The organism is Catenibacterium faecis (assembly GCF_014306455.1).
In the GTDB taxonomy this organism is placed as follows: domain Bacteria; phylum Bacillota_I; class Bacilli_A; order Erysipelotrichales; family Coprobacillaceae; genus Catenibacterium; species Catenibacterium mitsuoka_A.
The window spans coordinates 1-13760 of record NZ_JACRWG010000060.1 but is presented as its reverse complement, the minus strand read 5'-3'; the positions used below and the strand labels follow the sequence as shown (position 1 = coordinate 13760).

At 32.3% G+C, this 13760-nt stretch carries 13 protein-coding genes and 1 pseudogene; 11 read left to right on the top strand and 3 right to left on the bottom strand.

The annotated features are described in order from the left end of the window. Nucleotides 1-106: 106 nt before the first annotated feature. The 11 genes and pseudogenes from H8909_RS11015 to H8909_RS10965 all read left to right on the top strand — a co-directional run. Nucleotides 107-949 carry a hypothetical protein gene (locus tag H8909_RS11015; RefSeq protein ID WP_238928278.1) on the top strand — a complete coding sequence of 281 codons (843 nt, stop codon included), beginning with the start codon at nt 107-109 and terminating at the stop codon, nt 947-949. Nucleotides 950-1072: 123 nt separating this feature from the next. Then, nucleotides 1073-2059 (top strand): PTS transporter subunit EIIC, encoded by a 987-nt coding sequence (locus tag H8909_RS13530; protein WP_369409828.1) that lies wholly within the window; start codon nt 1073-1075, stop codon nt 2057-2059. 2 nt (nt 2060-2061) lie between these two features. After that, complete coding sequence (locus H8909_RS11005; protein ID WP_187012869.1) at nt 2062-2727, top strand: L-serine ammonia-lyase, iron-sulfur-dependent, subunit alpha; 666 nt, start codon at nt 2062-2064, stop codon at nt 2725-2727. Nucleotides 2728-3032: 305 nt separating this feature from the next. Beyond that, complete coding sequence (locus H8909_RS11000; RefSeq protein WP_040389796.1) at nt 3033-3509, top strand: PTS sugar transporter subunit IIB; 477 nt, start codon at nt 3033-3035, stop codon at nt 3507-3509. Nucleotides 3510-3528: 19 nt separating this feature from the next. Beyond that, nucleotides 3529-4329: a PTS mannose/fructose/sorbose/N-acetylgalactosamine transporter subunit IIC gene (locus H8909_RS10995; protein ID WP_187012867.1), complete on the top strand. Its 801-nt coding sequence runs from the start codon at nt 3529-3531 to the stop codon at nt 4327-4329. Further along, entirely contained in the window at nt 4322-5143 is an 822-nt protein-coding gene (locus H8909_RS10990; RefSeq protein ID WP_187012866.1) for a PTS system mannose/fructose/sorbose family transporter subunit IID, read from the top strand. Before H8909_RS10995 ends, H8909_RS10990 begins: the two co-directional genes overlap by 8 nt. Nucleotides 5144-5167: 24 nt before the next feature. Then, nucleotides 5168-5590 (top strand): PTS sugar transporter subunit IIA, encoded by a 423-nt coding sequence (locus H8909_RS10985; protein WP_117458743.1) that lies wholly within the window; start codon nt 5168-5170, stop codon nt 5588-5590. Continuing rightward, nucleotides 5580-7259 (top strand): glycoside hydrolase family 13 protein, encoded by a 1680-nt coding sequence (locus tag H8909_RS10980; protein ID WP_288704434.1) that lies wholly within the window; start codon nt 5580-5582, stop codon nt 7257-7259. Before H8909_RS10985 ends, H8909_RS10980 begins: the two co-directional genes overlap by 11 nt. 6 nt (nt 7260-7265) lie before the next feature. Beyond that, nucleotides 7266-8018: a MurR/RpiR family transcriptional regulator gene (locus H8909_RS10975; RefSeq protein ID WP_187012865.1), complete on the top strand. Its 753-nt coding sequence runs from the start codon at nt 7266-7268 to the stop codon at nt 8016-8018. A 143-nt stretch (nt 8019-8161) separates the two neighbouring features. Continuing rightward, a complete protein-coding gene (locus tag H8909_RS10970) occupies nt 8162-9340 on the top strand; it encodes an ATP-binding protein (RefSeq protein ID WP_117458740.1) in 1179 nt (392 codons plus the stop codon). Nucleotides 9341-9489: 149 nt separating this feature from the next. Next, a pseudogene (locus H8909_RS10965) lies at nt 9490-9927 on the top strand (transposase); the annotation flags it as partial. A gap of 399 nt (nt 9928-10326) precedes the next feature. Here the strand turns inward: H8909_RS10965 and H8909_RS10960 are convergent. Genes H8909_RS10960 through H8909_RS10950 form a run of 3 tightly spaced genes read right to left on the bottom strand, consistent with a single transcriptional unit; the run spans nt 10327 to nt 13399 of the window. Further along, the gene (locus H8909_RS10960) at nt 10327-11757 is read right to left on the bottom strand and encodes a 6-phospho-beta-glucosidase (protein ID WP_117459883.1); all 1431 of its coding nucleotides are present in this window, start codon (nt 11755-11757) and stop codon (nt 10327-10329) included. A 1-nt stretch (nt 11758) separates the two neighbouring features. Further along, a complete protein-coding gene (locus H8909_RS10955) occupies nt 11759-13093 on the bottom strand; it encodes a PTS sugar transporter subunit IIC (RefSeq protein WP_117459886.1) in 1335 nt (444 codons plus the stop codon). Beyond that, nucleotides 13094-13399 (bottom strand): PTS sugar transporter subunit IIB, encoded by a 306-nt coding sequence (locus H8909_RS10950; RefSeq protein ID WP_187012864.1) that lies wholly within the window; start codon nt 13397-13399, stop codon nt 13094-13096. It abuts the gene before it with no gap. Between the last annotated feature and the right edge of the window lie 361 nt (nt 13400-13760).

The following is a 13760-nucleotide window of genomic DNA, read 5'->3' as shown; positions in this document are numbered from 1 at the left end:
CATCTTTTCTTTATCTATGATTTATTGATTGAAATAAACTGCGGTCGCTATAAGAATACATTATTATATAGGGTAATATAATTTGCAGTTATCAGATGGGTAGAGTTTGCGGTTTAACAATACAGGTGAAATAAAGAATTGTATTGGTGATGGTGACGTTGGTTTAGACATCGGCACTAGAACTATCGCGATTGCAAGTCAATCTGATGTGAAGATATTAGAACTCGCAGACAGAATTCAGAATATTGAAAGTAAGAAACGAAGAATTCTTAGAAGAATGGATAGGTCAAAACGTTCTACAAATCCTGATAATTATAACGAAGATGGAACTATTAAGAAACAAGGAAATAAAAAAATTATATGGAATAAATCAAATCATTACATTAAATATCAGAATGAATTAAGAGAATTATACAGAAAACAGTCAGCTATACGCAGATATCAGCATGAATGTCTGGCAAATTATATTATATCTCTTGGTAACAAGGTGTATGTTGAAAAGATGAATTTTTCCGGACTTCAAAGACGCGCTAAAAAGACTGAAAAGAATGATAAAGGCAAGTTTAAGAGAAAGAAACGATTTGGTAAATCTTTAGCTAATAAAGCACCATCAATGCTATTAACAATAATAAATAGGAAACTAGGTTATTATGGAGAGCAACTAATAAAGATAGATACTTCTGAAGCAAAAGCAAGTCAATTTAATCATTTCGATGGAACATATACTAAGAAATCCTTATCACAAAGATGGAATGATTTTGATGGAGTTGATGGAGTAAAAATACAGAGAGACCTTTATTCTGCTTTCTTAATAATGAATATTGCAGATGATTTGAAAAGTTTTGACATTGATAAATGTAATGATAGATTTGAGAATTTTTATCAACTTCATAATTTGGAAGTTGATAGATTAACAGGTAAAAAGAATTTGAGTAGTATAGCAATTTAAAGAAGATTTATAAAAGGTTTTGACACGAGCCTTATGCCATCGTTAATTCATTCGATAGAATGATTGATAGTGAAAGTCTTATAGAAATTCATTAGTCTTATATGCTTTCGAGTATATTTGGAAGTGAATGTATATAAGAATCCGACGTACTTTAGCCGTTGTAGTGTCAGTCAGCCAATCAGATTACCTTTCATGCAGATGTATTTAATTACTAATATCGCAGCATATAGTGCTAATAAACCATTAGTACACTTCTTTACTCAGCCATTCTGGTCATACATTATCGCATTAGGTGGCGGAGGAGCTACTTTAGGATTATGTATTCTATTAGTTAAATCTAAATCAGTTGAATTACGTACTTTAGGTAAGATTTCAATTGGTCCAGCTATCTTCAATATCAATGAACCAATCATCTTTGGTTTACCAATGGTATTAAATCCAATTATGATGATTCCATTTATCTTTGTACCAGTTGTTAACTCAATTATTGCCTATACTTGTATGGCATTACACATCGTTGGAAAGGGTGTTATTGAAACACCATGGACAACACCAGCTCCACTTGGTGCTGCATTAGGATGTACAGAACCAGTCTGTGTCGCATTATGTGCAGCTTATGCATCTAAACAGTTAAATAATCCAATAAATAAAATAGAGTTAGATGTTAATAAAGGTATATATAAGAATGGGATGTCTGCAGGTATACCACATTGTGAGCATGTGGGTTTAGAGTATGCCGTTTCTATTGGGACATTATTAAAGAACCCAGAAAAACAGCTGACTCTATTTGAAGATATAGAACCAGATACAATCACTTATGCTGAATTATTAGTGCCCCATGTTTTTATCACAATTAATGATTCAGCATCTATTTGTGTAAAATGTACTCTTTATACATCTAATGATACAGTGACATGTATGATCAAAGAGGCACATACAAATATAGTTTATCTAGAAAAGAATGGAATTGTATTAGAAGAGAAAACAATTCAAGAAACAAATAATACACCCACTGTGATTGATGAACTCAAAGAAATGAGAATATCAGACATACGTTCTTTGGTAGACTCAATGACAGTGAATGAACTTCATTTCTTATTAGTGGTATAGAAATGAATAACCGATTATCACAATATAAAGGAACAATACATTTGAGTGATTCATTCAATCGTTCATTATTCTCTGAAGACTTGTTAACTAGAATAATAAGGAAAGTCACTGCAGTTGCTGAAAATAGACTAGATGGCTGTCCACTTCCTGCAATGAGCAGTTCGGGCGCAGGCACAAAAGGACTTGTAGTCTCTATCCCAGTGAATGAAGTGGCAGAAGAACTCCATGTATCACTAGAAAAGAAACTCAAAGCACTTGCGCTTACACATCTAGTAAATAGATATATTAATGCACATATTGGGAAATTATCACCTATGTGCACATGTGTCATGGCGTCTTCTACATCTGCTTCTGTAGGTATCGCTTATCTCTTAGATGCAACAGATGATCAGATAGGTTTTTGTATACGTAATATGACAGGAACTGTAACTGGTATGATTTGTGATGGTGGAAAAGTAGGATGTGCATTAAAGGTGTCTACAGGTTCTACGGCTACACTTATGTGTGCAACAACTGCAGTCAATAATGCAGTATTAAGAGAAAGTGATGGAATTTGTGCTTCAACACCTGAACAATGTATTCAAAATATGGCACGTATTGGGCAAAATGGAATGAAAAAAGTAGATGAAGAAATCATCTCAATTATGAAAAGTAAAGAGTGTCAATAGTGAGAAGGTGGTCCAAGGATCATCTTTTTTTACGTATAATGATCTATTTTTATAATCACAATGAATAAAATATATACTCCTGTTGAATTGAAATTATTCTTTATATATCGCAATAAATTAAATTTTGTAATGATACCATCATTATTTATGAACATTATAGTGGGATATTTCCCTTGTCTTTGACACCTATTCCAAGAGTTTGTGCCACGTCCCAGAAGGGGGCTGAAATATTGAAAGTGTTTATGGAGTTGAGTAAACTAGAACTCGTCAAAACAAATGAAAGCAATTTCAAGGAGGAAACAGAAATGAGTTTAGTATTAGCAAGAATCGACCAGAGATTAATTCATGGTATTGTTGTTACGCAATGGGCAGGTGCAACACAGGCAAAAAGATTAATGGTAGTCGATGATGAAGTAAGTAAGGATGAAGTTCAAAAATCAGCTATGAGAATGAGTAAGCCAGTGGGGACTGGGATGTCAATCATTGATACAGAAACAGCTATTAAGAACTTCAACGCAGGTAAGTATGATAGCCATAATGTATTCATGATTGTAAGAGAACCATCTACATTAGTTAAGTTAGCTGAAGGTGGTGTTAAGATTCCTAAAGTAAATATTGGTATTATCTTCGATGGGGAAGGTAAGACAACAGTGAAGAAGATGGTTTCAGTCAATGAAGAAGAAGTGAATGATTTAAAGAAATTACAGTCTATGGGTATTCCAGTGACATTCCACTTCGTACCAAGCGAAGCAGAAGAACCACTAGAAACATATATTAAATAATCAAGGGGGGATAAGAAGTATGCAGGTTATTCAAGGAGTATTAATCGTATTATTATCAATGTGGATGGTTTTAGACCAGCAGGGTATTGTTATTACAACATGGTTCCCAATCATGGTTGCATTCTTTGCAGGATTGATTATGGGGGATATGAAGACTGCCATGATTATTGGTGGTACATTCCAGTTAATGAACTTAGGTGTTGCCAACATTGGTGGTTCATCAGTGCCTAACTGGGGTCTTGCAACAGTAGTTGGTATTTATGTTGCATGTAGAACTACAAATGATGTGGCTCAGGCAAAAGCAGTTGCCTTAGCAGTAGGTGTACCAGTTGGTATGCTTGGTATTCAGTTAGATGTATTCGCAAAGTTATTAAATACTTATGTAACACATGCAGCACAGAAAGCATGTAATGAAAAGAAGTTTGGTAAGATGAACAGAATTCTTTGGATTGGTCCTATGATCTTTGCTTTATCTACAGGTTTACCAACAGCTTTATGTGTAGTATTTGGTGATGCAATCGTTAATGTTATCTTAAAATCAGTTCCAGTATGGTTCACAAATGGTCTATCTATCGCAGGAAATATGTTACCAGTTGTAGGTATCGCATTATTGTTACAGGTTATGCCTGCTAAGAAGTACTTATCAATGTTGATGATTGGTTTTGTCTTCTCAGCTTACTTAAATGTACCAATGTTAGGTGTATCTATTATTGGTTTAGCTATTGCTTACTATTTCTTTACAACACAGGTCAATAAAGCACCAGCAATCGCATCAACAGAAGGTGCAGTAATCGATGAAGGAGATGAATGGGATGAATAAAGAAATACAGACAACAGAAGTTGTTACAAAGAAAGATCTTACAAAAGCCGCAGTACGTTACATGTTTATAGCATGTAATACATATAACTATGAAAACCATCAGGGTCCAGCAGTTGTATTTGGATTAGAGAAGGTTTTAAGAAAGATTCATAAGAATAATGATGATGACTATGTTGCATCATTAAATAACCACTTTAAATATTTCAATACAACAACTTGGATGGCTAACATCTTACTTGGTGCAAGTGTTGCCATGGAAGAAAAAGATGGTGTTGAAGCATTAGATACAGTACAGAACTTTAAGACAGGTATGATGGGTCCTCTTGCAGGTATCGGTGATACTTTGATCTGGGTACTCTATCCAACAATCATGGGTTCTATTGCAGCTTATATGGGACTTGAAGGTAACCCTACAGGTGCACTTATCTGGATGTTACTTAACGTGATTTTCTTCTTCTTTAGAATTAAGTTATTCCATTTAGGCTATGATTCAGGTTTAAAGCTTATTACTACATTAGGTGATAAGTTATCAGTCTTCACAGAAGCAGCATCTATCATGGGTCTAACAGTTATTGGGGCATTAATCCCTTCAGTTGTTAAGATGTCATTAGGTCTTGTCTTTAAGTCAGGTAAAGTAAAACTTGCTATTCAGACAGGTGTCTTAGATAAGATCATGCCTGCTTTATTACCAGTTGCACTTACATTTGTTGTTTATAAATTACTTGCATCTAAGAAACTTACTGTTATTCAGGTCATCTTCTTAATTATCATTCTTGCATTAGTTTGCTCATTCTTTGGAATTCTAGCTCTCTAATCAAAGTTTTCGGGGGAAAAGTCTATGAGAAAAATCGTTCTAGCCAGCCATCATTTACTTGCTGATGGTTTAAAAGATACAATCCAGTATCTTATGCCAACTTTAACTGATATCCAGTCAGTGAGTGCTTATATGGATAATGTACCTGTTGAAAAACAGTTAAAAGAAGCACTTGGAGAAATCAATGAAGATAATGAATACATCATCTTCACTGATATGCTTGGGGGTAGTGTGAATCAGGAAGCAGTCAAATATTTACAGTATCCTAATGTATATGTGATTACAGGGATGAATTTACCTATTGTATTAAGTGTCTGTTTATCATTAGCAAGCTGTGAAAAAGTGAATGAGGATGTCATTAGAAATGCGATTGATGATGCAAAGTCACAGATTGTTTATGTCAACGATGTTATGAAAAATATGGGGGTTGATGAAGATGATGAATAAAGATTGGTGGAAAAGCAGCGTTGTTTATCAGGTTTATCCACAAAGTTTTAATGATACCAACAATGATGGGGTTGGTGATTTAAAAGGTATTACTGAAAAACTTCCTTATTTATCTAAATTAGGTATTGATGTTATCTGGTTAAATCCTATCTATGAATCACCATTAGTAGATAATGGTTATGATATTGCGAACTATAGAAAGATCAATCCAATGTATGGCACAATGGAAGATTTTGATGAACTATTAGAAACAGCACATAGTATGAATATTAAGATTATTATGGACTTAGTTGTTAATCATACAAGTGATCAGCATGAATGGTTCTTAAAGTCTAAGTCTTCTAAGGATAATGAATATTCTGATTTCTATATCTGGAAAGATCCTAAGGAAGATGGCAGTGAACCAACAAACTGGGGTGCTACTTTTGGCGGTGCTGCATGGACTTATGTTCCTGAAAGAAAACAGTATTATCTACATTGTTTTGCGCCTGGACAACCTGATTTAAACTGGGAGAATCCTAAAGTGAGAGAAGCTGTTTATAATGAAATGAGATTCTGGTTAGATAAAGGTATTGATGGTTATAGAATGGATGTTATTTCTTTATTAAGTAAGAGACAGGACTTCCCAGATGCCTTACCAGGAGAATATGATTATGCAAAATCATATTATAAAGGAGCTTCTAATGGACCTCGTATTCATGAATTCTTACAGGAAATGAATAGAGAAGTCTTATCACACTATGATGTGATGACGGTAGGAGAAACAGCCAATACCAATGTTCAGCAGGGTAAGCTTTATACTGATCCTTCTAGACATGAATTAAACATGGTATTCCAGTTTGACCATATGCATTTAGATTATGGTGAATATGGAAAGTTCTCTGATGTAAAGTTTAAACTCAGTGATTTAAAGAAGAGCTTATCAACATGGATCAATGATTTAGGTGATGGATGGAATTCACTTTATTGGGATAACCATGACCAGCCTAGAAACGTGACTCGTTTTGGTGATGATGGAGTATATCGTGTAGAATCAGCTAAAATGTTAGCTACTCTTCTACATATGATGAAGGGCACACCTTATGTCTTCCAGGGGGATGAATTAGGTATGAAAGATGTACCTTTTACATCACTTGACCAATATAAAGATATTGAAACAGTCTTTATGTGTCAGAAGATGAAAGATAAAGGCGAAGATGAAGAAACAATTAAGAAATATGCTTATTTAAGTTCAAGAGATAATGCAAGAACACCATTCCCTTGGAATGGAGAAGAAGGTTCAGGCTTCTCTGATGCAAAGCCTTGGATTGATTATTCACCTGATAACAAGTTCATCAATGCAGAAGATGAATTAAAAGATCCAAATTCTGTCTTCTATTATTATCAGAAATTAATTCGTTTAAGAAAAGAAAATCCTATAATTGTTTATGGATCTTATAAACTATTAGACGAAGAAGATTCAGATATCTTCTCATATGAAAGAGAATATGAAGGTAAGAAGTTACTTGTAGTATGTTCTTTCGCAAAAGAGAAGGTAAGATATACATTGCCTGATGACTATAAGGATGCAGAAATTCTTATTGGAAATTATGAGAATGTATTGAAAACAGATGATAAAAATATTATTCTAAACCCATATCAAGCAGTAGTTTATCTAACAAAGGGGTAATGAGATATGGACTTTGACACACAAGCAGGACTTATTTATTCAACACTAAGTGATAATGAAAAAGACATGATTCAATATATCAGAAATCATAAATCTGATGTTGTAGACATGCCTATTAATGAACTTGCGAAGGTTCTGCTTTCGTCAAAGAGTTCTGTATTACGTTTGGCACAGAAGCTAGGCTATACAGGTTATTCAGAATTAAAGTATTCTTTAAAGAAGGATATAGTGAAGAAAGCAGTTGTTCCTACAGATTTGGTTGAAAAATTTAGAAAAGAGATTGATAAAACATTTGAATATGCATCGCAGGTAAACTTTGCTACATTGATTTCCGAAATCCATAAAGCACGACAAGTCATTTTGTATGCGACGGGTTTTACTCAGAACAACTACACAAAACAGTTCTCCAGTGAGCTATTCATGGCAGGGCGTTCAAATTATATTGTATCTGGTGAAACTAATTTTGAAGTCATCTCACACTCCCTAACTAGTGATGATTTTGTCATTATTATTTCATTGTCAGGTAATACACCAGGTATCAGAACAACAGTAAATGCACTGAATATGAAGGATATACCTATTCTTTCTATAACTGAGCTAGGAAAGAATTTCCTTGTAGAAAATTCAGATTATCAGCTTTACTATAATACAACAGAATTTCCTCTTGAGGATGAACATATCATTTCTATGAATGCAGTAGGAATTGTTCTTACTATTCTTGCAAGAAAATATCAAGAATTCGCATTCTTTGATGAGTAAAGTCAGACTTAATGGTCTGGCTTTTTTGCGTGTTATAGACTTTACGAATATATATGTTAAATCAAGGTTAAATCTTATTCCGAAAAAATGAAAATAATTCATTTTTTCGGAATAAGAAGGTATAATATATATGGGTGAATGAAATGAAACTTTTAGAAAGAAACTATTTAACAAAAATTATTAATGTAATTGGAACTCCTGATATTAAAGTGATTACGGGTATTAGAAGATCTGGAAAATCATGTCTGTTACTACAATTTATGGAATATATAAATCAAACTGATAAAGACGCGAATATTATTTTTGTTGATTTCAATTCTTTAAGTGCAGAGCCGTATTTAGAATACCATGCATTAAATAATTATATAGAAGGTCAATATAAATCTAACAAGAATAATTATGTATGTATAGATGAAGTTCAAATGTGCAGTGGCTTTGAGAAAGTCATAAATAGTCTACATAGTAGTATGAAATATGATATTTATATTACTGGTTCGAATGCATTTCTATTAAGTAGTGATTTGGCTACTTTATTTACCGGTAGAACGTATGAAATAGAAATATTTCCTTTTTCTTATAAAGAATGTCTAAAATATTATGCTGGGCAGTATTCACTTGATAGATACGTGAGAGAAGGTGGAATGCCTGGAACTTTGCTTTATCGTGAAAAAGATGATAAGTATAAATACATACGAGATGTTTTTGAGACGCTTATTATAAGGGACATAACTAATAAATATTCGATGAGAAACAAAGAAGTTATTCATGATTTAGCGTACTTTATGATGGATAACATTAGTTCTTTGACATCAGCAAATAATATATCTAAATCATTAGCAAATGCTAATATTAAAATAACAGATAAGACTATAAAATTGTATATGCAATATTTGAAAGATTCATACTTGTTTTATAAAGTTAGAAGGTATGATATAAAAGGGAAAAAATATTTGGCAACAAATGATAAGTATTATTTGTCCGACCATTCTTTCAGATATGCTATTATAGGAACAAAAAACATGGACTATGGCAGAGTATATGAAAATATCGTTGCGATTGAATTGCTTAGAAGAGGGTATGAAGTTTATGTTGGTAAACTTTATAAAAAAGAAGTTGATTTTGTGGCTATAAAACAAAATGAGAAGATTTATTTTCAAGTAAGTGATGATATTTCGAATCAGAAAACTTTCGATAGAGAAGTTACTTCACTATTAGAAATACAAGATGCATATCCTAAAATCTTATTGGCTAACACACATCATGATGAATATCAGTATGAAGGTGTAAAAATAATTGATATTGAAGAATGGTTAAAATTGTAAATATAAATGATTTGAATGCAGATAAGATAATAAATAAACGTTTTACTTTATGCTTGTGAATCCTTCTAGCCTATGGGAGGCTGTAACGGGTAAATAACTAATTATAGTTTCAGAAACAGTAAAAGGCGGATCGAAGTCCTGCTGGTCATGAGTTTGAGGTGGATAAGGTAACTACTGATACAAGGGGCGTATATGCACGTAATAATATAAAACTAACAAATCATCACTGTGAGGGCTGTCCATTCAGATCAAGATGCACTAAATCCAGAATTGGAAGAAGCATAAACTACTGCAAGGAACTTGATGAGTTTCATAAGGAAGTAAGAAAAAATGTCACAAGCGAAGAAGGCAAGAAACTCATGTTCAAGAGAGATAATGAAGCAGAAGGAACTTTTGGTGATCTTAAGGAGAATATGGGTTATGACAGACTCTACAGAAGAGGATATGACAATGCTCAGATGGAGATCTACCTTGTTTCAATGGGGCATAATATCAGGAAATACCAGAAACTGAAGAAGAGAATCAAGGAAACAGAAGAAAACCAGATGAAACAGGTCAAGGAGATGCTCAGATTGTTTATCTGCTGATAAAATTTTTTTAGGAAATGGGCAGGTTCTTTTTAAGTGCGTCTGAAATATGAAAAGGTTATTCACCATGCAGTAGTGAATAACCTTTTTGGGTTGAGATATATGAAAAAGAGCTGTAACGCTCAAGGTAGTAGTAAATACTATCTATTCGTTACAGCCTCTTTATTCATTTCCTTTACACTTTGTCTTTTACGTATTGAGAACTCCAATTCCTTATAAAATGAGGGTATTTAGATGATTTTGTTGCATACAAGTTTCGTTACAAAAGCTACTCAAATATACTATTTAAAACTTATCCTGTAAATTAAATGCTTTTATATAAAGAAAATATCATACTTATTCGTATGATATCCTCTATTATTCAGTTTTATATACTATTAAGGAAGAAAAATTATAAAACTAATCTAGATCTTCGCCATTTGTTTCAATGACTTTTTTATACCAATAAAACGATTTTTTTCGATATCTATTCATCGTTCCATGGCCTTCATCATCTAAATCTACATAAATAAATCCATATCTTTTTGACATTTGACAAGATGAAGCACTTAATAAATCAATGCATCCCCATGTTGTATATCCCATTAAATCAACGCCATCTATAATAACAGCATTCTTTAATGCTTTAATATGTTCTCGATAATACTCAATATGTCTTTCATCATTGATTTCTTTACCTTCGACATATACTTCATTTGTTCCTGTACCATTTTCAACAATAAATAATGGTTTTTGATAACGATCATAATACATATTCAATGTATTACGTAAACCCATTGGATCATCTTGTCTTTTATATAAAATTTCACCTAAGTACGGATTTTTTAAAGTAGCAAGGGGATTATTTTTAATCTCTTCATTGAGTTTTTCGTCACCACTAACAACATGTGTTGCATAATATGAAAATGAAAGAAAATCAATCGTATTATTTTTAAGAATTTCTTTATCATCATCTTCAAATGGAATAGTTATTCCTTTTCTTTCTAATTCTCTTAATTTATATGATGGATAGTACCCTCTCGCCTGTACATCACAGAAAAAGAATGCATCTCTATTTTTTGTAATTGTTGCAAATACATCTTGAGGATGACATGTATATGGATACCATGTACCTCCTGCAAACATATTCCCAATTTTATTTGTTGGATCAATTTCATGACCAATTTTTACTGCCCACGCACTTGCTAATAAAATATGATGAGCTGCATTATATAACTGTTGTTCTTTATCTTCATTTGGATCAATAACAACACCTGCTGATAAATAAGGCAAAATTAATGTATCATTAATTTCATTAAAGGTAAGCCAATAATGTACAATACCTTTATATCTTTTAAATAAAACTGTTGCATATTTCTTATAGAAATCAACCATTTTTCTACTTTTAAAACCACCATATTCTTTTACTAAATAAAGTGGAAAATCGTAATGAGAAATCGTTACTAAAGGTTCAATGTGATATTTTTTTAATTCTTTAAAAACATCATCATAAAATTGTAATCCTTTTTCATTCGGTCTTTCTTCATCCCCTCGAGGAAATATTCTTGACCATGAAATAGATAATCTTAAAACCTTAAATCCCATTTCCGCAAATAATGCAATATCTTCTTTATAACGATGATAGAAATCTATCCCATTTAAAACCGGATATTTTTCATCTTCTTTAAAAGATAAATCTTGTACATTTCCAAACATATATTGAAAACGATTTTTTCCATTTGGAACTACATCCATGTTAGCAAGACCTCTACCATCTTCATTATAGCCACCTTCTACTTGATTAGCAGCTATTGCTCCACCCCATAAGAAATCTTTTGGTAAGGTTCTCACTTTATGCTTCCTCCTCAGCTAATTTTGCAGCTTCTTCTTTCTTGCATAAAGAATGATCATAAGCTACAAAGAATGGATACCAAATAGCTAATGTTAATAGAATCATTAAAGCAATAAAAATAAACACTCTCCAGTCTAAACAATAAACAAATAGACTTAGGAAAACAGGATAAGTCCCACTAATTAATAAATAAGGTGCTGTCAATAAACCAAATGAACATGCTAACCAATAAAGAATAGATACGATTAATCCATTAACAATAAAAGGAAGCATTAATACAGGGTTAAACATAATTGGTGCTCCAAATAATGCTGGTTCTGAAATTCTAAAAATACTAGGCACAATTGTCGCTTTCCCAAAAGCTTTTAATTGTTGTGATTTTGCTTTCCAACAAGATAAAATACATAGTCCAAGAGTATTTCCTGTTCCTCCTAAAAAACCAATACCTAATGTCATAAAGATAGGATGAAAAATTGGTGCTTGTCCTTTTGCAACTAATGCTGCATTTGCTGTAAAAGCTGCTGTTGTAATTGGAGCAGTAAGTGCCATAGTAACCATTTGTCCATGCACTCCACAACACCATAATAACAACATAAATGCACATAAGAATATTGAACCAGGAACAGAGTTAACTGCTGCAACTGGTGTTGCTAAAACTTTTTCAATAAGCGCTGGAATTGACATTCCTAAATAATTACTACTTAATAAACTTAAAATATAGAATATAGAAACATTGATAACCATAGGTACAATTGTTCTAAACGAATTTGTTAATGCTGGAGGACAAATTTCTGGCAAACGAATTGTAATATTGTGTATTTCACAAAATCTTGTGATTTCTACTGTTAATAAAGCAACAATAATAGCAGTAAATAATCCTTGTGCACCTAAATATGTACAATTCATTAATAATGGAGTTGTTCCATCCGCTAAAGCTAAATAATTTGCTGGTGCTGCAACTAATAGAAAAACAACAAGTGCAGTTAAACCATTAGTAATACCTTTCATTGAATATGAAGTTGCTAAATTATCAGCAATAACAAAGGTAACTGCTAATGCTAATAATCCCATTGACATATTGTATGGAACTAAAATAGCCATTTTATACTTAGTAGCAAAATTAAACCATCCAGAAAAAATTGACCAAACACCACCAGATTTAACCATGTCTGCAGTTACTGGTGGATTAGCAATAACCATAAATACTGCCCCAACAAAGATTAATGGTAATACTGTCATAAAACCTTTTTGCATTGCAGATAAATGTCTTTGTTCACCTAACTTATCAGCGATTGGAGACATTTTATCTTCAACAAAGTGCATAAACTTATCCATTTACTTTCCCTCCTTTATCATTCTTTTTACTTCTTTTATAATATTTTCAACATTCCCTAAAGCATAATCTGAAGGATTAATAACAGCTGAAGGTCGATCAGTTACTGCTTTTTGAACATCTTTAATTTTATATCTCATTTGTGGTCCCACTAATAAGACATCATAATCTTTATAAACACTTAAATAATCATCAATTGGAATTGCTTTAACTTCTAAATCATCGTTATTTTGTTCTGCCCATTGATTCATCTTATTCATTAAAATACCAGTTGATAAACCATTAGCACACATTAATAATATTTTCATAAATCTTCCCTCTCTTTAAATTTGCTAATATCAAGTAAATTGAATATTTGATCGATCATTTGTTCCTTTTTACTTAGCAACTTTAGTATAAAATGGAACCGCTTTTTATTCAAATGGCATATTTTATCTCTTTTCCTTTCATTTATACACTATTTTTTTAATTTATACACTTTTTCTTCTTTATCATTTATTTTCTTCGTTAAACTGTTTATTTACAAGCAATAAAATTATTTATCTTTTTATTGATTATTTTGGCGTAGCTGACCAATAATTCCGATTTAGCCTGATCATTAATTCCGATACACTTGACCAATCATTCCGATTAGGTTGATCAATTATATTATACATACTCCTTTTCTAG

Excerpts from the sequence above, each read along its gene's own strand:
- H8909_RS10990 (WP_187012866.1), top strand. The coding sequence starts at position 4,322 with ATGAATAAAGAAATACAGACAACAGAAGTTGTTACAAAGAAAGATCTT.
- H8909_RS10950 (WP_187012864.1), bottom strand. The coding sequence starts at position 13,399 with ATGAAAATATTATTAATGTGTGCTAATGGTTTATCAACTGGTATTTTA.
- H8909_RS10955 (WP_117459886.1), bottom strand. The coding sequence starts at position 13,093 with ATGGATAAGTTTATGCACTTTGTTGAAGATAAAATGTCTCCAATCGCT.
- H8909_RS10995 (WP_187012867.1), top strand. The coding sequence starts at position 3,529 with ATGCAGGTTATTCAAGGAGTATTAATCGTATTATTATCAATGTGGATG.
- H8909_RS10975 (WP_187012865.1), top strand. The coding sequence starts at position 7,266 with ATGGACTTTGACACACAAGCAGGACTTATTTATTCAACACTAAGTGAT.
- H8909_RS10985 (WP_117458743.1), top strand. The coding sequence starts at position 5,168 with ATGAGAAAAATCGTTCTAGCCAGCCATCATTTACTTGCTGATGGTTTA.
- H8909_RS10980 (WP_288704434.1), top strand. The coding sequence starts at position 5,580 with ATGATGAATAAAGATTGGTGGAAAAGCAGCGTTGTTTATCAGGTTTAT.
- H8909_RS11000 (WP_040389796.1), top strand. The coding sequence starts at position 3,033 with ATGAGTTTAGTATTAGCAAGAATCGACCAGAGATTAATTCATGGTATT.
- H8909_RS11005 (WP_187012869.1), top strand. The coding sequence starts at position 2,062 with ATGAATAACCGATTATCACAATATAAAGGAACAATACATTTGAGTGAT.
- H8909_RS10970 (WP_117458740.1), top strand. The coding sequence starts at position 8,162 with ATGAAACTTTTAGAAAGAAACTATTTAACAAAAATTATTAATGTAATT.